The organism is Mesorhizobium sp. W050, from assembly GCF_054719535.1.
The window spans coordinates 2562314-2581989 of record NZ_JBTTIH010000001.1 but is presented as its reverse complement, the minus strand read 5'-3'; the positions used below and the strand labels follow the sequence as shown (position 1 = coordinate 2581989).

At 62.6% G+C, this 19676-nt stretch carries 18 protein-coding genes; 11 read left to right on the top strand and 7 right to left on the bottom strand.

Annotation, left to right across the window (positions count from 1 at the left end; all coding sequences use genetic code 11):
• Nucleotides 1-84: 84 nt before the first annotated feature.
• Nucleotides 85-801, bottom strand: a complete 717-nt coding sequence (locus ACYG9Y_RS12540; protein ID WP_023693371.1) for a flagellar biosynthetic protein FliO — start codon at nt 799-801, stop codon at nt 85-87.
• Between the two features lie 205 nt (nt 802-1006).
• Between ACYG9Y_RS12540 and cckA the strand changes: the two genes are divergently transcribed.
• Both cckA and ACYG9Y_RS12530 read left to right on the top strand, forming a co-directional pair.
• A complete protein-coding gene (gene cckA / locus ACYG9Y_RS12535; protein ID WP_023739993.1) occupies nt 1007-3577 on the top strand; it encodes a cell cycle histidine kinase CckA in 2571 nt (856 codons plus the stop codon).
• An 84-nt stretch (nt 3578-3661) separates the two neighbouring features.
• Nucleotides 3662-4369, top strand: coding sequence for a purine-nucleoside phosphorylase (locus ACYG9Y_RS12530; protein WP_023739992.1), 708 nt, complete (start codon nt 3662-3664; stop codon nt 4367-4369).
• A gap of 5 nt (nt 4370-4374) precedes the next feature.
• Here ACYG9Y_RS12530 and ACYG9Y_RS12525 read toward each other — a convergent pair whose 3' ends face one another.
• On the bottom strand, nt 4375-4677 hold the full coding sequence (locus ACYG9Y_RS12525) for a ribbon-helix-helix domain-containing protein (RefSeq protein ID WP_023739991.1): 303 nt from the start codon (nt 4675-4677) through the stop codon (nt 4375-4377).
• 220 nt (nt 4678-4897) lie between these two features.
• Here ACYG9Y_RS12525 and ACYG9Y_RS12520 point away from each other — a divergent pair, with 220 nt between their 5' ends.
• The 3 genes from ACYG9Y_RS12520 (at nt 4898) to ACYG9Y_RS12510 (ending at nt 7509) form a co-directional block, all read left to right on the top strand.
• Nucleotides 4898-5293, top strand: coding sequence for a VOC family protein (locus ACYG9Y_RS12520; RefSeq protein WP_023684616.1), 396 nt, complete (start codon nt 4898-4900; stop codon nt 5291-5293).
• Nucleotides 5294-5361: 68 nt separating this feature from the next.
• Entirely contained in the window at nt 5362-5886 is a 525-nt protein-coding gene (locus ACYG9Y_RS12515) for a twin-arginine translocation pathway signal (RefSeq protein ID WP_023684617.1), read from the top strand.
• 51 nt (nt 5887-5937) lie between these two features.
• Complete coding sequence (locus tag ACYG9Y_RS12510; protein WP_023739990.1) at nt 5938-7509, top strand: GMC family oxidoreductase; 1572 nt, start codon at nt 5938-5940, stop codon at nt 7507-7509.
• Nucleotides 7510-7574: 65 nt separating this feature from the next.
• On the opposite strand, the gene ACYG9Y_RS12505 is transcribed toward ACYG9Y_RS12510, so the two are convergent.
• Both ACYG9Y_RS12505 and ACYG9Y_RS12500 read right to left on the bottom strand, forming a co-directional pair.
• Nucleotides 7575-9488, bottom strand: coding sequence for a PhoX family protein (locus ACYG9Y_RS12505; RefSeq protein ID WP_031253372.1), 1914 nt, complete (start codon nt 9486-9488; stop codon nt 7575-7577).
• Between the two features lie 118 nt (nt 9489-9606).
• Nucleotides 9607-10002 carry a hypothetical protein gene (locus tag ACYG9Y_RS12500; RefSeq protein ID WP_023684620.1) on the bottom strand — a complete coding sequence of 132 codons (396 nt, stop codon included), beginning with the start codon at nt 10000-10002 and terminating at the stop codon, nt 9607-9609.
• 313 nt (nt 10003-10315) lie between these two features.
• Here ACYG9Y_RS12500 and urtA point away from each other — a divergent pair, with 313 nt between their 5' ends.
• The 6 genes from urtA (at nt 10316) to ACYG9Y_RS12470 (ending at nt 16807) form a co-directional block, all read left to right on the top strand.
• On the top strand, nt 10316-11626 hold the full coding sequence (urtA, locus tag ACYG9Y_RS12495) for an urea ABC transporter substrate-binding protein (protein WP_023684621.1): 1311 nt from the start codon (nt 10316-10318) through the stop codon (nt 11624-11626).
• 112 nt (nt 11627-11738) lie between these two features.
• Nucleotides 11739-13355: an urea ABC transporter permease subunit UrtB gene (gene urtB / locus ACYG9Y_RS12490; RefSeq protein WP_023739988.1), complete on the top strand. Its 1617-nt coding sequence runs from the start codon at nt 11739-11741 to the stop codon at nt 13353-13355.
• A complete protein-coding gene (gene urtC / locus ACYG9Y_RS12485; protein WP_023739987.1) occupies nt 13352-14584 on the top strand; it encodes an urea ABC transporter permease subunit UrtC in 1233 nt (410 codons plus the stop codon). The genes urtB and urtC overlap by 4 nt, the downstream gene beginning before the upstream one ends.
• 4 nt (nt 14585-14588) lie before the next feature.
• Entirely contained in the window at nt 14589-15335 is a 747-nt protein-coding gene (urtD, locus tag ACYG9Y_RS12480) for an urea ABC transporter ATP-binding protein UrtD (RefSeq protein ID WP_023670934.1), read from the top strand.
• 69 nt (nt 15336-15404) lie between these two features.
• Entirely contained in the window at nt 15405-16100 is a 696-nt protein-coding gene (gene urtE / locus ACYG9Y_RS12475) for an urea ABC transporter ATP-binding subunit UrtE (RefSeq protein WP_023739986.1), read from the top strand.
• A gap of 530 nt (nt 16101-16630) precedes the next feature.
• Nucleotides 16631-16807: a hypothetical protein gene (locus ACYG9Y_RS12470; protein WP_023670936.1), complete on the top strand. Its 177-nt coding sequence runs from the start codon at nt 16631-16633 to the stop codon at nt 16805-16807.
• Between the two features lie 91 nt (nt 16808-16898).
• On the opposite strand, the gene ACYG9Y_RS12465 is transcribed toward ACYG9Y_RS12470, so the two are convergent.
• The 3 genes from ACYG9Y_RS12465 to ACYG9Y_RS12455 form a co-directional block, all read right to left on the bottom strand.
• On the bottom strand, nt 16899-18044 hold the full coding sequence (locus ACYG9Y_RS12465; protein WP_023739985.1) for a GGDEF domain-containing protein: 1146 nt from the start codon (nt 18042-18044) through the stop codon (nt 16899-16901).
• 313 nt (nt 18045-18357) lie between these two features.
• Nucleotides 18358-19161, bottom strand: coding sequence for a DUF72 domain-containing protein (locus ACYG9Y_RS12460; RefSeq protein ID WP_023739984.1), 804 nt, complete (start codon nt 19159-19161; stop codon nt 18358-18360).
• Nucleotides 19162-19189: 28 nt separating this feature from the next.
• Nucleotides 19190-19654: a GNAT family N-acetyltransferase gene (locus ACYG9Y_RS12455; RefSeq protein WP_023726687.1), complete on the bottom strand. Its 465-nt coding sequence runs from the start codon at nt 19652-19654 to the stop codon at nt 19190-19192.
• Nucleotides 19655-19676: the final 22 nt, after the last annotated feature.

Genomic DNA, 19676 nt, shown 5'->3' with positions numbered 1-19676 from the left:
GTTAAAGCGCGTCGCGCTGAAACGGACGACACGCTTAAGCGGCGTTCGATCGGGAATCGGCAAGATGTGACGGTTCGCCGGGCTTTACCGTTTCTGGCTGGCGAGTTCGCCGAGCAGCTTGGTCATCTCGTCGTCGAGAGACTGCGGTGCCTTCGCAGCCGGCTTGCTTGCCGGTTTGGGGTGCGAATCGTCGAGCGAGACCTCGAGCTCCCGCATCAGGGTATCGTCGATGGACTCATGCTTCGGTGGCGGGGCCTGCCGGGCAGTATTGGCGGCGGAGCCATAGGCCGGCAGCGGTGTCACATTGCTCGCCTGGTAGATTTGAGCCGGTTTCGGCGCCGGCGCGGCCTGGCGCGGCGGAACGGCGGCTGGAGCAGCCCTTACCGGTTGCGGCGGTGGCGCCTGCCTTGCGGGCGCGGTGGGAGCGGGTTGTGCTGCGCGCGGCCGCGGCGCCTGTTGCTGCTGGCCAACACCGCCATCGCCGGTCAATGCCGGACGGCGTGGCGCTGCAAGTCTGATATCGCGCTCGACGACAACGTCGGTCGGGCCGCCGATCAAAAGCAGGTGTTCGATGTCGTCGCGACGGATGAGCACCAGCCGGCGGTGGCTGTCGACCGCCGTCGCGTCCATGACCGCCAGCCGTGTCTTGCGGTTCCTGCCGCCGGCAACGAAGGTGCCGAAGGTCAGGTTGCGGACCAGCCTGATGATGATGAGCACGATGACCAGCAGGACAAGGGCAGCAAACGTCCACAGCAGCGCTGCGGCATATCCGGGACCCGCCACATTATCCAGCCACTGCATCGGTGCCCCCAATCGGCTTTTGAAGTGGAGGGACACTAGACCGTTGCGGCCAGCCACCGCAAGTTGCCTTCACGCTTCGTGAACAGCTTGAAAACACCGACGCGTCATTTTTATCCGACATTTGCCGCCAGGGCCTTTTCCGGATTAGGAGAATGTGATTCAACCGGCCGGGGGCGGTGTCGGACAACTCACGAGCAGGGGGCATATGGCCAGGGAAACGCGCGGCGATTTCTATCCGGTACCGATCGTCGATCAGAACACGCGGCCAGGCGCGGTTACCCGGCTCATCGTGTTCATCATCGTCCTGACCGGGGCCGCGATCGTTTTCGGCATTTTCCGCGAGCGTCTTGGCGATCCGTTCCTGCTCGGCATGCTGGGCGTGCTTGCCATGATCGGCGTCGGCTTCCTGTTCGCCACGGCCATCGGCTTCGTGCAGATCGCGCCGCGTTCGACCGGGGATGAACTGTCGAAGGCCTTCGTCGATTCCATGTCGCAGGGCCTGATCGTCACCGACACGAAGGGCCGCGTGGTCTACGCCAACCGGGCCTATGCCGAGATGACCGGGGCTGCGTCGGCCGCCGATCTGAAGACGGTCGAAGGCCTGCTTTCCGATGTCCCCGAAGCTTCGGTGACCATATACCGGCTGGCCTCGGGCTTGCGCGATGGCCAGGCCGGCGACGGTGAGTTCCGGCTGGCACAGTCGATCCGGCCGGGCGCCGAACCCGGCGCGCGCTGGTACCGGGCGCGAGCCCGTACTTTCAGCGTTCCCGGTCAGCGCCTGCCGATGCTTGCCTGGCAACTCGCCGACATCTCGCAGGAACGGGCCGAGCAGGAGCGTTTCTTCCTCGACTTGCAGAAGGCCATCGACCATCTCGACCATGCGCCGGCCGGTTTCTTCTCGGCCGACCAGGAAGGCCGTGTCACCTACATCAACGCCACGCTCGCCGAATGGCTGGGCATCGATCTGGCGAGCTTCACCCCTGGCGCCGTGACACTCCCGGAAATCGTCGCCGGCGACGGCATGGCGCTGGTGCGCTCGGTCAAGGCCGATCCCGGCACCACCCGCAACGCCGTCATCGATCTCGATCTTACGACGACGACCGGCGAGGCGCTGCCGGTGCGCTTCATGCATCGGGTCTCGGCCAGCCGCGAGGGGACCAACGGTCCCACCCGCACCATCGTGCTCAACCGCACCCAGGGCGAGGACGCATCGGCCGATCTTCGGGCTTCGGAGGTACGCTTCACTCGCTTCTTCAATTCGACGCCGATGGCCATTGCCGCCGTCGACAATGGCGGCCGCATCCTGCGCACCAATGCGCCGTTCCTGTCGCTGTTTTCCTCCGTCGTCGACGGCGACGCGGTCGACCGCCGCGTGCGGCTGGACACCGTGATCCACGAGCGCGACCGGCCGGCCTTTGCCGCCGCGTTCGAAAAGGCGCGGCTGAGGCAGGCCGACATCGAGCCGATCGACACGCTGCTGCCCGGCAATGAGGAGCGTCACATCCGCTTCTACGTCAACGCCGTCGCCGACGGCACCGGCGAGGGCGCCGAGGAATCGGCCATCGTCTATGCCGTCGAGACCACCGAGCAGAAGGCGCTCGAGGGCCAGATGGCGCAGAGCCAGAAGATGCAGGCGGTCGGACAGCTCGCCGGCGGCATCGCCCACGACTTCAACAATGTGCTGACCGCCATCATCATGGCGTCGGATCTTTTGCTGACCAATCACCGGCCGTCGGACCCATCCTTCCCCGACATCATGAACATCAAGCAGAATGCCAACCGGGCGGCCTCGCTGGTGCGGCAGTTGCTCGCCTTCTCGCGCAAGCAGACATTGCGGCCGGAAGTGCTGAACCTGACCGACGTGCTTGCCGATCTCCGGATGCTGCTTGCCCGCCTCGTTGGCAACGAGATCAAGCTGAAGGTCGACCACGGCCGCGATTTGTGGCCGGTCAAGGTCGATATCGGCCAGTTCGAGCAGGTGGTGGTCAACCTGGCCGTCAACGCGCGCGACGCGATGCCGGCCGGCGGCGACCTCACCGTGCGCACCCGCAACGTCACCGCCGAACAATGCAAGAGCTTCTCCTACCGCGAGCTCACGCCTGCCGACTATGTCGTGGTCGAGGTCGAGGATAGCGGCTCGGGCATTGCCCCGGACGTGCTGAAGAAGATCTTTGAGCCGTTCTTCACCACCAAGGAAGTCGGCAAAGGCACCGGCCTTGGCCTGTCGATGGTCTATGGCATCATCAAGCAGACCGGCGGTTTCATCTTCTGCGATTCCGAAGTCGGCAAGGGTTCGACCTTCCGCATCTTCCTGCCGCGCCATATCGTGGAGGCGAAGAAGCCCGGCTACGTCAGCGAGGCGCCGGCTGCGCCGGTGAAAGCCGCCGACAGCGCCAAGGACCTGTCGGGCTCGGCCACTGTGCTCCTCGTCGAGGACGAAGACGCCGTGCGCATGGGCGGCTCGCGGGCGCTGACCTCGCGCGGCTATACCGTCCATGAGGCCTCCTCGGGCGTCGAGGCGCTGGAAGTCTTCGAGGCGCTCGGCGGCAAAGTCGATATCGTCGTGTCCGACGTGGTGATGCCGGAAATGGACGGACCGACGCTGCTCGGCGAACTGCGCAAGCGCCAGCCCGACATCAAGTTCGTCTTCGTGTCCGGCTATGCGGAAGACGCTTTCGCCAGAAACCTGCCGCCGGACGCGCAATTCGGCTTCCTGCCGAAGCCGTTCTCCCTCAAGCAGCTGGCCACCGTGGTCAAGGATGTGTTGGAGTCTTAGGGCGCCCTAATTCAAAGCTTGCGCAATGACGTGACGCTGCCATGATTGCAGGCGAAACGGGCGGCGGGTATTGGGGAGCATGTCGTGACGCCGCACAACGAGGCTGCCAGGGGCGACTATGCCGCAACGGTGCTGTTACCGGGCGATCCGCAACGCGCCGAGTGGATGGCAAAGACATTTCTTGAGGCACCGCGCTGCGTCAACCGCCGCCGGGGCGCACTCGGCTTCACTGGTCTCTATCGCGGCCGTCCCATCAGCATCCAGGCCACCGGCATCGGTGGCCCGTCCTTCCTGGTCTATGTGCATGAACTCCTGGATGTTCACGGCGTCAAAACGCTGATCCGCACAGGTACCTGCGGCGGCCTGACACCCCGCGTGCCGCTGCGCTCCTTGGTGATCTCGCAGTCGGTGCGCGCCGAAAGCGACCAAAGCGGCCAGGTCTTCGGCCTCTACGATGCTGCCGGGCCCGATCCCGGCCTGTTCGCCCACGCTTTGGCCTGCGCCGCCCAGCTCGGCATCGACCACCAGGCCGGGCTGACCATCTGCAGCGATGTCTTCTACCACCCTGAAGGGCGCGACCGCTTTGCCGAAGCGCAGGCGCTTGGCGCTCTCGCTGTCGATATGGAAACCAGCGCACTCTACCGAATCGCGGCGCATTTCGGCGCCCGCGCGCTGTCGCTGCTGACCGTCGTCGACAACATCGTGACCGGCGAACAGACTGCCTATTCCGAACGTCAGGCGCTGTTCACCGATATGGCGCGGCTCGGGCTCGACGTTGCGGCGGAAGGCTAGCTTCCTCAGGCCGCTTCGCGCTTCGGCGTCAGCTCATCCATGTCTGGCCGGTGACCGCGCAGATAGAGCGCGCAGGTGGTACGCAGCATCGACGCGAAGTTGGGAATGGCGCCGTTGATCTCGATCGCCTCGTCATAGAGTTTTGAGATGAACTTCGGCGTCGTCAGGCCCTGGCTGTCGGCAATTTCGTCAATCAGCGCCCAGAACGTTCCTTCAAGCTGGATACTCGTAGAGTGACCATCGATGCGGATCGACCGGTTGATCTGTCGATAGCCTTCCGGATCCTGCCCGGCAAAAACCCTGCACATCCTTACCTCCCGATATTGTTGGTTTTGGGCGCAGCGTGTCGCGCCTTCAAGTTGTGGTTGTCCCTGCATGTTCGGCCTTGTGGGCCGAATCGGCAATCGGACTTTCGTCTTTAGGCGCAGGCATAGCAGCGATTGCAAATTTAGCCGTGGTAACCGGCTGCCACCACCTTTCGCGCGTGCCGCCCATAATCGCCTCCAACATGCAGCGGCGGAGACTGATTTGGCGAAGGCAATCCATTCCATGATCCGGGTTCTCCAAGAGGCCAGATCCGTCGATTTCTACAGAAACGCTTTCGGGCTCGATGTCGCCGACAGGCTGGATTTCGAGACATTCACGCTGATTTACCTTGCCAACGCCGAAACGGGGTTCGAGCTCGAACTCACCGTGAACAAGGGCCGCACCGAGCCTTATGGGCTTGGCGACGGTTACGGCCATCTGGCGGTCTCGGTGTCCGATCTCGACAGCGAACACGACCGGATCGGCGCGCTCGGCCTCAACCCCAAGAAGATCGTCGAATTCAACCGCGACGGATCGCTGATCGCCCGCTTTTTCTTCATCGAGGACCCCGACGGCTACAAGATCGAGGTTCTGCAGCGTGGAGGGCGCTTCCAGTAGGGGATTATCAGCCGCATTCAGCCGCGCGGCGCTGTTCAAGGGCGCAAACAGCAAGCAGGGAGGAACAAATGGTCACGATCTATGACGCGAGGCTCTCACGTCGTGAACTTCTCAAACGCGGCGGCATCGGCGCGTTGCTCGTCATTTCCGGCAGCGCCGTCATCAGCCCTGAAAATGCCTGGGGGCTCGAGACATCGGCGCTCAAGCCCGAAACCATGGCAACGCTGATCCAGATGGCGCGCGACATCTATCCGCACGATCAGGTGCCCGACAAATACTACGCCATCGCCGTAAAAGGGCATGATGAGCAGGCCGGCAAGGACGCTGCCTACAAGACGATGATCGAAGACGGCATCGCCAACCTCGACAAGAAGTCGGGCGAGGGCGGCTATCGCGGCCTCGGCTGGGAGGAGCAGCGCGTTGCCGTGCTGCAGCAGATCGAGGCGACGCCGTTCTTCCAGTCCATCCGCGGCGGCCTCGTCGTCAGCCTCTACAACCAGCAGGAGGTGTGGCCGATTTTCGGCTACGAGGGCGAATCCTACTCCAAGGGCGGCTACATCGCGCGCGGTTTCGACGACATAGAGTGGCTCTGAGCCCTTCCGTCGTTCTGAAACCCCGCAAACAGGAATTCATGGGAGGAAACCATGGCAGCTTCATTTGATCTCAACAACGACGGCGTGGTCGTGATCATCGGCTCCGGCGCCGGCGGCGGCACGCTCGGCAACGAACTCGCCCAGAAAGGCGTCGATGTCGTCATCCTCGAGGCCGGCGCGCGCCACGAATACGAGGATTTCATCAACGACGAGTGGGGTTCCTTCAGCCAGCTCGCCTGGACGGACAAGCGCACAACCTCAGGCGACTGGCGGGTGTCGAAGGATTTCCCCAGTTTGCCGGCCTGGATCGTCAAATCGGTCGGCGGCTCGACCACGCACTGGGCCGGCGCCTCGCTGCGCTTCCAGGAGCATGAGTTCAGGACGCTCTCGACCTACGGCAAGCTGGAAGGCGCCAACCTGCTGGACTGGCCGGTCACATTGGCCGAGATGGAGCCGTACTACGCCAAGGCGGAAGCCAAGATGGGCGTCACCGGCACCAATGGCTGGCCGCGCCTGCCCGGCAACAACAATTTCAAGGTGCTCAAGGCCGGCGCCGACAAGCTCGGCTATAAGGAATGTCATACCGGCAACATGGCAATCAATTCGGTCGAGCGGGACGACCGCAACTCCTGCCAACAGACCGGCTTCTGCTTCCAGGGCTGCAAATGGGGCGCCAAATGGTCGACGCTCTATACCGAGATCCCCAAGGGCGAGGCCACCGGCCATCTCGAAGTCCGGCCGAATGCCATGGCGATCAAGATCAACCACGACGCCTCAGGCAAGGTGACCGGCGTCGTCTATGCCGACAAGGACGGCAAGCTGCAGGAACAGAAGGCCCGCATTGTCGCCGTCGCCGGCAACTCGATCGAAAGCCCGCGCCTGCTGCTAAACTCCGAGTCAGCGAAGTTTCCGCAAGGGCTTGCCAATTCGTCGGGGCAGGTCGGCAAGAACTACATGCGCCACACCACCGGTTCGTTCTACGCCATTTTCGACCAACCGGTGCATATGTATCGCGGCACCACCATGGCCGGCATTATCCGCGACGAGGCGCGGCACGATCCCTCACGCGGCTTTGTCGGCGGCTATGAATTCGAGACGCTGTCGCTCGGCTTGCCCTTCATGGCCGCCTTCCTCAATCCCGGCAGCTGGGGCCGTTCATTCACCACCGCGCTCGACCACTATGATCACATGGCTGGCCTGTGGATCGTCGGCGAGGACATGCCGCGCGCGGAAAACCGCGTCACGCTGCACAAGGACGAGAAGGACGCGCACGGTATGCCGATCGCGGACGTGCATTTCGATGATCATCCCAACGACACGGCGATGCGCAACCATGCCTACAAGCAGGCCACAGCGCTTTACGATGCGGTCGGCGCGACGCGCTCCTTCCCGACGCCGCCCTATCCCTCAACCCACAATCTCGGCACAAACCGGATGAGCGAAAAGGCGGAAGACGGCGTCGTCAACAAGCACGGCCAAGCGCACGACATCAAAAACCTGTTCGTGTCGGACGGCAGCCAGTTCACCACCGGTGCGGCTGAAAATCCGACGCTGACGATCGTGTCGCTGGCTATCCGCCAGGCCGAATACATCGCTTCGCAAATGTCGGCCAAGACGATCTGAGCCGTCCTCCGGGATCGCTACGCGGAACGCGCATGGCGCGTTCCGCCCTTTTTTCCTAGGACTCACTATGCGCCGACCGGCTGTCCGTCCTTGCGGCGGATGGCGACGACGGACGGTCGCGGCAGCTGGCCATCCCTGAAGTCGGGCCACAGCGTCTGCGCCTTGTCGAGCGTCTCTGCATCTTCCGCAGGGTGCTGCACCGACAGGAACAAAGTCGTGCCGTCCGGCGTGAAGCATGGGCCGGTCGCTTCGGCGCCATGCGGGCAGGTGAACAGCAGCTTCGGCAGGCCGCGCGCCGCACCTTCGGTGTCGACGCCATAGACGCCGTCCGGCAGGTCGAAATCATTGGCGCCGTCCGTCGCCACCCACAGCCGCCCCGCCGGGTCGAAGGTGATGTTGTCGGGGCAGACGAACCAGCCATTGTCCGACGTATCCGGATGAAAAGTGGCGCCGACCTTGGCATCTTTCGGGTTGCCGCAGAGCACGAACAGGTCCCAGGCATAGTTTTCGGCCCTGTGGTCGGCGTCCGCGCCGCGGCCGCCAGGCGGGATCAGTTCGACAATATGGCCCCAGAGATTTTCCGGCCGCGTGTTGGCCGGATTGACCTTCGACTGGTCGCGCTTCTTGTTCTTGGTCATCACCGCATAGACGCGGCCGGTCACCGGATTGGTCTCGATGTCCTCTGGCCGGTCCATCGGCGTGGCGCCGAGCGCATCTGCCGCAAACCGCGTCTTCAACAGCACCTCGGCCTGGTCGGCAAAACCGTTCTCGGCGGTAAGCTTGCCCTGGCCGTGCACCAGCGGCAGCCACGTCATCGAGCCATCGGCATCGAAGCGGGCGACCGACAGCACGCCATCGTCGAGCAGATCGGCGCCGGAGGCCGGATTGGCCCTATCATAGGCCTTGGCCGAGACGAAGCGGTACATGTATTCGAAATAGTCGTCATCACCCATATAGACGACAACGCGGCCGTCCTTGTTGAGGACCACGGTCGAGGCCTCATGCGACATGCGGCCAAGTGCCGTGCGCTTCACCGGCCTGGACTGAGGATCGTAAGGGTCGATCTCGACCACCCAGTCGAAGCGGTTGGCCTCGTTCGGTTCCTTGTCGAGGTTGAAGCGGTCATGGAAGCGGCCGCGGCCATAGATATCGGAGCCGTCGAAGCCGTAACGGTCAAGCAGGTCGGCGGTCGGCGCCCTTTTCGGGTCGCCGCCGAAAATGTCGGACACGCCTTCCTCGCAGGTCAGCACCGTACCCCAGGGGGTGAAACCGCCGCTGCAGTTGTAGCTGGTGCCGAGCACTTTGGTGCCAGTCGCGTCGGCCGAGGTCTTCATCAGCGCATGGCCGGCAACCGGTCCGGAAACGGTCATTTCGGTGTTGGCGGTGATGCGGCGGTTCAGCGGACTGTCGGCTACGGTTTCCCACTTGCCGTCCTTCAATTGCACCTCGACGATCGAATGGCCCATCGCGGCCATGCCGAGATCGACCTGTTCCCTGGTCATCGTCTTGCCGGCATCGCCCTCGGTCATCCCCGGAAACATCACATTGGGCGAGATGTATTCGTTGTTGACGCAGAGCAGGCCATGATCAGAATTCACCGTGCCCTTCGGCAGCGGCATGAAGGCGATGTAGTCGCAATTGTAGCCGAAGCGCTTTTCCTGTTCCTCCGCCGCGACCTTGTTGCCGTCGAATTCGGCGAGGCCAGCTGCAAGCGGATCGCCCCAGCGCGCGACGATGGTCGTCTCATAGCCTTCGGCGGCGGCATGGGTCTTGTCGTAGACCCGCTTCAGCTCGGGAAAGCCGAGCGTCGACTGCGTTGCGGCGGCATGCGTTTCGCCGGCAAACAAGGAGCCGACAAAGCTGCCGCCGGCAATCAGCGCGCCGGAGGCGAGGCTGCCTTTCAAAAGAGACCGGCGCGAGACGCGCTCGGCAATGATTTCGCGGATGACGGGGGAGGATGAAGACGGTGTATTGGCCATGGTGTCTGCCTCTCAGGGTGGATGTTACGGCGCACCGTTGCCCCTAGTCTGCTTAGGCAACATTCACATGACATAAGAGGAAGGTTTTGCCGCAACTGGGCGCGGCACTACGCATCGCTCAGCCCTTGGTGCAGGTCGAGGCGGTGAAGGCGCCGTCGGGCTGCTTCAGAATGATGTCGAATGACGGGGCGGTCTCGCCGTCCAGTGTTGCCTGTGTCATGGAGACGGAGTTGCCACCGGTGGTATAGCCGCCCAGCGGCCCGAGCCAGGTGATCTCGCCATTGGCGTTCATCTGATAGTTGTAGCCTTGCAGCGCCGTTCCGAACGTCACCGGGCCGGTATAGACATTGCCCTTGATAGTGATGTCGCCGAGGTTGAGGAAGGCGCCGAGCAAATAGACCTCGCAATGATAGGTGCCGTCAGGAAGTTTGCCCTCGCTGAAATCGGCGCGCGCGGCGCCGCTCGTTGCCATCAGCAGCAGGATGCAGGAAATGCGTGAGATGCGAGATGTCATGACGTCTCTCTTTTGAAGGGCGAGCTTGCCCTATTTTTGCGCGGTGCCGCAACATTGTTCGCCCGGAACCCACGGCCGGAGATCAAAAACTAGGCATTTGTCTCAATTGGGCGAAAATTAGGCAAAAGTGGTGTGCGCTGCGCAAATTTGCCTCAATCAATTTTTACCGGCTGCCTTTTTGTTTCTCCAGGCTAATATACCAACCGGCTGATAACGCTCGGCTATTCCATCTTTGTGAGCGGCGCCTTCGCGTTTGGCACGGCAGTTGCTTTGCATTGTCGCGGTGCAATCAAACAGCTTGGGAGTCTTCGGTATGAGGGGTAATTTCTCCACAATAACAAAAATGTTTTCGGCGGGCGTGATCGCCGCCGGCCTGTCGATGTCGTCTCCGGCCAAGGCCGCCGAAGACACGATCAAGGTCGGCATTCTGCATTCGCTATCGGGGACCATGGCGATTTCGGAGACGACGCTGAAAGACGCCATGCTGATGCTCATCGAAGAGCAGAATGCCAAGGGCGGTCTGCTCGGCAAGAAGCTCGAGGCGGTCGTTGTCGATCCGGCCTCCAACTGGCCGCTCTTTGCCGAAAAGGCGCGCGAGCTGATCTCGAAGGACAAGGTCGCCGCCGTGTTCGGCTGCTGGACCTCGGTGTCGCGCAAATCGGTGTTGCCGGTGTTCTCGGAACTCGACAACATCCTGTTCTACCCCGTCCAGTATGAGGGCGAGGAAAGCGAGCGCAACGTGTTCTACACCGGCGCCGCCCCGAACCAGCAGGCGATTCCTGCCGTCGATTATCTCATGAGCGAGGACGGTGGCTCGGTGAAGCGCTGGGTGCTGGAAGGCACCGACTACGTCTATCCCCGAACCACCAACAAAATCCTCGAGGCCTATCTGAAGGCCAAGGGCGTCGCCGCCGAAGACATCATGGTCAACTACACGCCGTTCGGCTTCTCCGACTGGCAGACCGAAGTCTCCGCAATCAAGAAATTCGGCTCGGCCGGCAAGAAGACCGCCGTCGTCTCGACCGTCAATGGCGACGCCAACGTTCCGTTCTACAAGGAACTCGGCAACCAGGGCATCAAGGCCGAGGACATCCCGGTCATGGCCTTTTCGGTCGGTGAGGAAGAACTGGCCGGTCTCGATACCGCGCCGCTGGTCGGCCATCTCGCTGCCTGGAACTATTTCGAGAGCGTCGACACACCCGAAAACAAGAAGTTCATCGCCGACTGGCACAAGTTCATCAAGAATGACAAGCGCACCACCAACGACCCGATGGAAGCTCACTATATCGGCTTCAACATGTGGGTGAAGGCGGTCGAAAAGGCTGGCACCACCGATCCCGACAAGGTCATCGACGCCATGGTCGGCGTGTCCGTGCCGAACCTCACCGGCGGCTATTCGACCATGATGCCGAACCATCACATCACCAAGCCGGTGCTGATCGGCGAGATCCAGGCCGACGGCCAGTTCGAGACCGTGTCGCAGACGCCCGGCCTCGTGATGGGCGACGAATGGTCCGACTATCTGCCCGATTCCAAGGACCTGATTTCGGATTGGCGCGCGCCTCTGTCCTGCGGCAACTTCAACGTTGCCACCGGCAAATGCGGCGGCAAGGGCACGAACTGATCCCTCCCGGGACTGACCGATCGTGGACGCGTCCACGATCGGTACCGCCAAGCGTCCGGGCGCTTCAGCCCGCCCGGACGCGGAATTTCCCCACAGAAGAGTATCTGAACGGATGATCCTGTTGCGCACTCTCGGCCTCATGCTGGTGTTCCTGGTGGCAAGCCTGTTGCCGTCGAACGCAGCCGAAGCCGATCTGCGCGCCATCGTCGCCAAATTCGCCACGGGCACCGGCTTTTCCGCCACGGAGGCCGTCGTGCGCGAGCTTGCCGCCACCGGCGATCCGCTGGTCGAGCGCCCGCTTGCAGCGCTCGCCGAAGGCAACCTTTACATCCGTAAAGCCGATTCAGCCGTCTTCGTCGGCAGTGAGGCCGCCGACAGCGTCACGCTGCTCGACCCGCTGAGTGGCGGGAAAGCCGGCGACGCCGCCAAGGCCGACATCACGAAGATCAAGGTCAACAACACGCTGCGCCGCGTCATCCGCGATGCGCTGGGAACGCTGACGTTGCGCGCGAAAGATCCTTCTGTCCGCATCGCCGCCGCCGACACCATGTTCAAGACCCCCGATGCCGCCAATATCGAGCCGCTCGATGCAGCCATCGCCGCCGAGACCGACGCCAAGGTCAAGGCATTGTTCGAACAGGCGCGCGCGGCATCGGTGCTGGTCTCCGATAAGCCGGAGGCCGACAAGCTTGCCGCCATTGCCCTGATCGGCGCGCGCGGCGACCGCGACGCGGTCTCGCTGCTCACCGCGGTCGAGGCCAATGCGCAAGGCGCGGTCAAGGATGCCGCGACGGCGGCAATCGCCAGCATCAATTCGAGCCTGGCGCTGTGGGATGCCGGCCAGAACATATGGTACGGCATCTCGCTTGGCTCGGTGCTGCTGCTGGCCGCCATCGGCCTCGCCATCACCTTCGGCGTCATGGGCGTCATCAACATGGCGCATGGCGAGATGGTGATGCTCGGCGCCTACACCACCTTCGTCGTCCAGCAGGTGATCCGAACCTCATTCCCCGGCCTGTTCGACTGGTCGCTGGTGATCGCGCTGCCGTTCGCCTTCCTGGTTGCCGCTTCCGTCGGCCTGATCATCGAGCGCGGCGTCATCCGTTTCCTCTACGGCCGGCCGCTGGAAACGCTGCTCGCAACCTGGGGCGTCTCGCTTGTCCTGCAGCAGGCGGTGCGCTCGATCTTCGGACCGACCAACCAGGAGGTCGGCAACCCCTCCTGGATGTCGGGATCGTTCGATGTCGGCCAACTCGCCGTCACCTGGAACCGCCTCTGGATCCTGGTCTTCGCGCTCACCGTCTTCGGCGTGCTGCTCTTTGTTATGAAGCGCACGCCCTGGGGCCTGCAGATGCGCGCCGTCACCGCCAACCGCCGCATGGCCGCCTCGATGGGCATCAGGACGCCTTGGGTCGATGCGCTGACCTTTGCGCTCGGCTCCGGCATTGCCGGCATTGCCGGCGTCGCGCTCAGCCAGATCGACAATGTCTCGCCCAATCTCGGCCGCGGCTACATCATCGACAGTTTCATGGTCGTGGTCTTCGGCGGCGTCGGCAATCTCTGGGGCACGCTGGTCGGCGCCTTCTCGCTCGGCATCGTCAACAAGGTTCTCGAACCCTATGCCGGCGCCGTGCTCGGCAAGATCGTCGTGCTGGTGCTGATCATCCTGTTCATCCAGAAGCGCCCGCGCGGCCTGTTCGCGCTCAAGGGCAGGGCGGTGGAAACATGATCACCGGACGCTTCTTCGCCGCGGGTGCCGACCGTCGCATCGCCATCACCATTTTCATCCTGCTGGCGGCCGCCCTTATCGTGCCGCTGCTCAACCTCGCAGTGTCGCCGCAAAGCGCATTCTATATTCCGTCCTACATCGTCGCGTTGACGGGCAAGTACCTCTGCTATGCGTTGCTTGCCTTGGCGCTCGATCTCGTCTGGGGTTATTGCGGCATCCTCTCGCTCGGCCATGGCGCCTTCTTTGCCATCGGCGGCTATGCGATGGGCATGTACCTCATGCGCCAGATCGGCTCGCGCGGCGTCTATGGCAATCCGATCCTGCCCGATTTCATGGTGTTCCTGAACTACAAGGAATTGCCCTGGTTCTGGACCGGTTTCGACCATTTCTGGTTCGCCGCCATCATGGTGCTGGCGGTGCCCGGCCTGCTTGCCTTCGTCTTCGGCTGGTTCGCCTTCCGCAGCCGCGTCACCGGCGTCTATCTCTCCATCATCACCCAGGCGATGACCTACGCGCTGCTGCTTGCCTTCTTCCGCAACGACATGGGTTTCGGCGGCAACAACGGCTTGACCGATTTCAAGGATATTCTGGGCTTCAACGTGCAGGCCGACGCCACCCGCTCGGCCCTGTTTGCCGCCAGCGCCATCATACTCGCGCTGGCCGTATTCATCACCTGGGCAATCGTCGGCTCCAAATACGGCAAGCTGCTGATGGCCGTGCGCGATGCCGAGAGCCGCACCCGCTTTCTCGGCTGGCGGGCGGAGAACGTGAAGCTGTTTGCCTTCACCGTCTCGGCGGTGATGGCCGGCATCGCCGGCGCGCTCTATGTGCCGCAGGTCGGCATCATCAATCCCGGCGAATTCGAGCCGTCCAATTCCATCGAAGTCGTGATCTGGGCAGCCGTCGGTGGGCGCGGCACCATTGTCGGCCCGATCGTCGGCGCGCTGCTGGTCAATGCCGGCAAATCCTGGTTCACCGGCCTGCTGCCGGAGTTCTGGCTGTTTGCGCTCGGCGGCCTCTTCGTCGCCGTAACCCTGTTCCTGCCCAAGGGCATCGTCGGCATGTGGGATTCCTGGCGCGGTAACGCTCGGGCGATGCGGGCTGCAGCGATTGCAGAGGAAGCGGGCACAGACCCTGATGCCCCGCCGCCATCGAAGATCGTGCGCAGCGCAGCAACAACGCCCGGTGCCTGGTCCGCGTCCGGGCCTGAACCGCAGCCGGCGGAATAGAGCGATGTCGAAGTCCAACACCATCCTCTATCTCGACGGCGTCTCGGTCTCCTTCGACGGTTTCCGCGCCATCAACAATCTGTCGCTGGTGCTCGACAAGGGCGAGATGCGCGCCATCATCGGTCCCAACGGCGCCGGCAAGACGACGATGATGGACATCGTCACCGGCAAGACCCGGCCCGACGAGGGCGAAGTGTTCTTCGACGGCCAGGTCGATCTGACCCGGCACGACGAGGCGGAGATCGCCATGATGGGCATCGGCCGCAAATTCCAGAAGCCGACCGTCTTCGAAAGCCATAGCGTCGAAGACAATCTGATGCTGGCGCTGAAGGGCCCGCGCTCGATCTTTCCGGCGCTGTTCCATCGCCGCTCGGCCGCCGAAGCCAGACAGATCGACGACATCCTCGGCATCATCCGGCTGGGCGACAAGCGCCACGATCTGGCAGCCAATCTCAGCCATGGCCAGAAACAGTGGCTGGAGATCGGCATGCTGCTGGCGCAGGACCCGAAGCTGCTTTTGGTTGACGAGCCGGTCGCAGGGATGACCGATGCCGAGACCGAGGAAACCGCGCGGCTGCTCAAGGACATAGCGCGCGAGCATTCGGTCATCGTCGTCGAGCACGACATGCATTTCGTGCGCGAACTCGGCGTCAAGGTCACCTGCCTGCATGAGGGCTCGGTGCTGTCGGAAGGCTCGCTCGATTTCGTCTCGGCCGACGAGCGGGTCGTCGAAGTTTATCTCGGGAGATGAGCATGGTCTGGCGGGTGCAATTCCATCGCTTCGACTTTTCGTTCCTCCGCTTCTGGAGAAGGCGCTGACATGCTCGAAGTTTCCAACGCCACGCTCCATTACGGCGCTGCTCAGGCGCTGCGCGGTGTGTCGCTGACGGCGGGTGCCGGCAAGATCACCTGCGTGCTCGGCCGCAACGGCGTCGGCAAGACCAGTTTGATGAGATCGATCGTCGGCCACCACCGGCTGACGAGCGGAAGCGTTGCCTTCGAGGGGAAGGCGCTCGACCGGAGCGCGGCGTATGATCGCGCCCGGTCGGGCATCGCATTCGTACCGCAGGGCAGGGAGATCTTTCCGCTGCTGACGGTGCGCGAAAACCTGGAGTCCGGCTTTGCGCCGTTGAAGCGCGCCGACCGCAACGTGCCGGCGCATGTCTTCGAACTGTTTCCGGTGCTGAAGCAGATGCTGGGGCGGCGCGGCGGCGATCTCTCAGGCGGCCAGCAGCAGCAGCTCGCCATCGGCCGGGCGCTCGTCATGCGGCCGAAACTGCTGGTGCTCGACGAGCCGACCGAAGGCATCCAGCCCTCGATCATCAAGGACATCGGCCGCGCCATCCACTATTTGCGCGATCAGGCCGGCATTGCGGTGCTTCTGGTCGAGCAATATCTCGATTTCTGCCGCGAGCTCGCCGACGAGGTCAACATCATGGACCGCGGCCAGATCGTCCACACCGGCCCGGTCGAAGATCTCGACCGGGCGGACGTCAGGAAGTTTCTGACGGTTTAACGCAGGTCGACGGCTGCACGGATCGTACACGTCGAAGATTGGCTGAAATGCCCACAATCACTTCGTCATTCTAGGGCGGAGCAAGGAGCGGAGCGACGCGCGCAGACCCTAGAATCCATGCCGCGACATCAGCCAAAGAGTGCCGCGATGCAGAACAAGATCGCTTCTGCGGCACATTGGCATTCCACATTCTGCACCGTTAATGACGCTTCTTCATCCCGGCATGGATCCCTGGGTCTTCGCTCCGCTTCGCGTCGCTACGCCCAAGGATGATGAAGTCGTGAAGGTCCGCACCCGTTGCGTCGGACTTTCGTCCGAGGCCGCCACACTCTGGCACGCCGAATACTGCATGCTAGTCTTTCCTAGGCCTCGGTGAGTCGGCCGCTTCCGTATCAGTCTGGTTCTGTAGCAGATCGAGGGAATATGCTGGCTCAGCCTGCAAGTTCCACGCAAGCAAGCCACCCTAGCTTCCCTCGCAGTTCTGATTGTCGGTCAATGCGTTCAGATAATCTTGCCAGGAGAATAGGGCTATGGAACGGTTCGTCGAGGACCACCAGAAACGACGGCTGACAGAGCGTGTCGACATCATTACCGCCATCAACATTCTGCGCTCGCAAGGCTACCAGCAGGATGAGCTGATCGGCGAAATCACCAAGGTTTTCTACGTCGACCTCGACACTTACAACGAGATCGTCATAGCGGCCTAAAAACGCCTCGCGCCTGAACGGCCTCATGCGACGCGCTTTAGGTTGTTGTTTTACGTGTGGTGAGGTTCAGGCCCGCTGAATATCAGCCAGCCTACCCGGCGCGCCGGAAGGCGAGCACACGATTGCGGCCGCCCCGCTTGGCGCCGTAAAGCGCCTTGTCGGCGGCGCTGAGCACCTTGTCGAATTTGGTGCCGCCCTCGCTGCCGAAGGCGTAGCCGGCGCTGACCGTGCAGGAGAGCAGGCGGGTCTCGGTATCGATCCGGCGCATGGCAAAACTGGCCCGGATGCGCTCGGCTATGAATTCCACCTTTTCAGGCAAGGTGCGATCGAGCACCAATGCAAATTCCTCTCCGCCCATGCGCGCGGCGACATCGCCTGGCTGGAGATTGGCGGTCAAATCCTTGGCGAATAGTTTCAGCACCTCGTCGCCGGTGGCATGGCCGAACTCGTCATTTATGGCCTTGAAGCCGTCGAGATCGAACACGATCACGGCGGTGAAGGACCGGACCGGTGTTTTGCCGTGCAGGTCGAACAAAGCGCGCCGGTTGAGCAGTCCGGTCAGCGGATCGGTCAGCGCTTCGCGGCGATGATGCTGCGCCAGGCGTCCCTGGTTGAGCGCCAGCGAGAGCGCGCCGATGCCGGTCATGCAGGCGATGACGACGATGAGGCTGAAATCCTCGGCCCAGTTGCTCGGCGCATGGCCAAGCACCAGCCTGCCATCCCAGACAAGTGCACCGGAGCACAGCACGAAGGAAATTCCGGTGGCTGTGTAGAGCCCGGCAATGCCGAGGATCGGGGCAGGGAATTCGGTGCGGCCCTTCCAGTATTCATAGGCCGTCGCAAACAAAAGCAGCGCGGCGAAGGCATTCTCCAGCATGAAGCCCAGCCCGTCACAGCCAAGCGCCATCGGCGGCAAGGCGACTGCCAGCGAGACGCCGGCGCCGACAGCAATGCGGGGCAGCGGTGACCTCCCTGTCGTGAACTGATAGGCAGCGCCCAGCATGGTCGCGAAGCCGAGCAGCAGGAACGTGAAGCTGGCCAGGCCGAGCAGGCGTCCGGGCGCGTCGATATAGGCTTGGTAGGCGAAGACGTCGGCAACGATCAGAAGCACGCTGACCGCCCATGTCAGCAGGAATTTTTCCGAACGCGCGGTAAGCCAGATGCCGAACAGCGTCAGGCCGAGGCAAGCGGCGGAAAACCCGACAGCCAACAGAAGAGAACTGTAGTCGAGCGACATGCCCTCGTCCTTGCGCGCGGCGGCCGGCCTCTAGAAAGACCCGCACCGGATTTATGCAGGAAGGAGGTATCGATAAGGTTACGAGCGCATAAGCTATCACGCTTCGGTTGATCGTAGCAATTCTGGGTTGAAACCCTTTTCAAGGGAAAGCGCTGACCGCTTTTCCGGGAAAACCGGTCCACACTTTTCCTGGAATTGCTCCTAATGCATGTCGCCCAGAAGTGTGCCGCGGTTCTGGGACAACGGCATGCATCAAGACAAAGACTTAAATCGCGTCGTATGAATCCGTTTCAGCGCGACGCGCTTTAACCGATCAGCTCACCCTCTTCATCAGCGCCATGGCGCCGAACGGCGCGCGCACCTTGCCCTCGGTGATGAAGTAGACGAACACATCGCGCGGTTTCACCGGCGCGTCGAAAGTCGGATCGGCGCGCCGCAGATCGGCCGGCCGCTTGCCTTGCGCCCAGGTCTTCACCCGCGCTGCCCATTCGTTCAGGCCCTTCGGCGTATAGCAATCCGGATTGTCGTCGCTGCCGGTCTGCAGCCGCGCATAGATAAAATCGCCGGTGATGTCGGCGATACCAGGATATTTGGCATGGTCGGCATAGACGATCGCCGCCTTGTATTTGCGCGCCAGGCTCACAAATTCCGGCACGCTGAAACTGTCGTTGCGCACTTCCAGCGCATGGCGCAGCGCCACGCCATCCTGCTTTTCCGGCAGCAGCTTCAGGAAGGCCTCGAAATCATTGGCGTCGAACTTTTTCGTCGGCGCGAACTGCCACAGGATCGGGCCCAGCTTGTCGCCCAGCGCGGCAATGCCGGAGCCGAGGAAGCGCGTCATGGACTCGCCGGCTTCGCCAAGCACGCGCCGGTTGGTGACGAAGCGATTGCCCTTCAGCGAATAGACGAAACCGTCCGGCGCCTCGCTCGCCCATTTGACGAAGGTCGGCTCCTTGAAGCTGGAATAGTAGGTGCCGTTGACCTCGATGCTCGGTACCTGGCGGGTGGCGTAACTCAGCTGCTTGGCCTTGGAAAGCTTGTCCGGGTAGAAAGACGTATCCCAGGGTTCGAAAGTCCAGCCGCCCATCCCGGCGCGGATTGTTCCTTGGCTGATCATCGTCTTCCTCCCAGTTCTAAAAATGCGGTCAGGCTATTTTTCCAACCGGTTTGATCATGTCGACCACGGTCCATCCGGGACGGTGGGGATTGGCTCGGCGGCCCGTTTCGTGGAAGCCATAGGCCGTATAGATCTCGATGTTCCGCTCCATGCGCGAATTGGTGTAGAGCCGCACCTCCGGCACACCCCATAGCCGCGCCTGTTCCTGGGCGAAGTCGAGCAGCGCGGTACCGAGTTTCCTCCCCTGAAAAGCGGGGGAGACCGCGACGCTGAAGATCATCGCATGATCGGGGTGGCGCTCAATAACGATCAGCCCGGCGAGCTCAGCGTCGCTCTCCAGCAGCCAGACCTCGCCTCGCTCGATGCGTGGCGCATAGCCCTCGGTGACTGGGATCGGCGGCGCGCCGAACAAGGCGGTGTAATGCCCATAGGCGGCTTCCGTCAGCGAAACGACTCCGTCGAGATCACCGGCAAGCGCCTGTCGGACTGTCATTCAAAGCTCTCCAGGCGCCCGG

What these genes read in the sequence shown, in the direction of transcription:
- ACYG9Y_RS12540 (WP_023693371.1), bottom strand. Translation starts at nt 801, where the DNA reads ATGCAGTGGCTGGATAATGTGGCGGGTCCCGGATATGCCGCAGCGCTG.
- cckA (WP_023739993.1), top strand. Translation starts at nt 1,007, where the DNA reads ATGGCCAGGGAAACGCGCGGCGATTTCTATCCGGTACCGATCGTCGAT.
- ACYG9Y_RS12525 (WP_023739991.1), bottom strand. Translation starts at nt 4,677, where the DNA reads ATGTGCAGGGTTTTTGCCGGGCAGGATCCGGAAGGCTATCGACAGATC.
- ACYG9Y_RS12515 (WP_023684617.1), top strand. Translation starts at nt 5,362, where the DNA reads ATGGTCACGATCTATGACGCGAGGCTCTCACGTCGTGAACTTCTCAAA.
- ACYG9Y_RS12510 (WP_023739990.1), top strand. Translation starts at nt 5,938, where the DNA reads ATGGCAGCTTCATTTGATCTCAACAACGACGGCGTGGTCGTGATCATC.
- ACYG9Y_RS12505 (WP_031253372.1), bottom strand. Translation starts at nt 9,488, where the DNA reads ATGGCCAATACACCGTCTTCATCCTCCCCCGTCATCCGCGAAATCATT.
- ACYG9Y_RS12500 (WP_023684620.1), bottom strand. Translation starts at nt 10,002, where the DNA reads ATGACATCTCGCATCTCACGCATTTCCTGCATCCTGCTGCTGATGGCA.
- urtA (WP_023684621.1), top strand. Translation starts at nt 10,316, where the DNA reads ATGAGGGGTAATTTCTCCACAATAACAAAAATGTTTTCGGCGGGCGTG.
- urtB (WP_023739988.1), top strand. Translation starts at nt 11,739, where the DNA reads ATGATCCTGTTGCGCACTCTCGGCCTCATGCTGGTGTTCCTGGTGGCA.
- urtC (WP_023739987.1), top strand. Translation starts at nt 13,352, where the DNA reads ATGATCACCGGACGCTTCTTCGCCGCGGGTGCCGACCGTCGCATCGCC.
- urtD (WP_023670934.1), top strand. Translation starts at nt 14,589, where the DNA reads ATGTCGAAGTCCAACACCATCCTCTATCTCGACGGCGTCTCGGTCTCC.
- urtE (WP_023739986.1), top strand. Translation starts at nt 15,405, where the DNA reads ATGCTCGAAGTTTCCAACGCCACGCTCCATTACGGCGCTGCTCAGGCG.
- ACYG9Y_RS12470 (WP_023670936.1), top strand. Translation starts at nt 16,631, where the DNA reads ATGGAACGGTTCGTCGAGGACCACCAGAAACGACGGCTGACAGAGCGT.
- ACYG9Y_RS12465 (WP_023739985.1), bottom strand. Translation starts at nt 18,044, where the DNA reads ATGTCGCTCGACTACAGTTCTCTTCTGTTGGCTGTCGGGTTTTCCGCC.
- ACYG9Y_RS12460 (WP_023739984.1), bottom strand. Translation starts at nt 19,161, where the DNA reads ATGATCAGCCAAGGAACAATCCGCGCCGGGATGGGCGGCTGGACTTTC.
- ACYG9Y_RS12455 (WP_023726687.1), bottom strand. Translation starts at nt 19,654, where the DNA reads ATGACAGTCCGACAGGCGCTTGCCGGTGATCTCGACGGAGTCGTTTCG.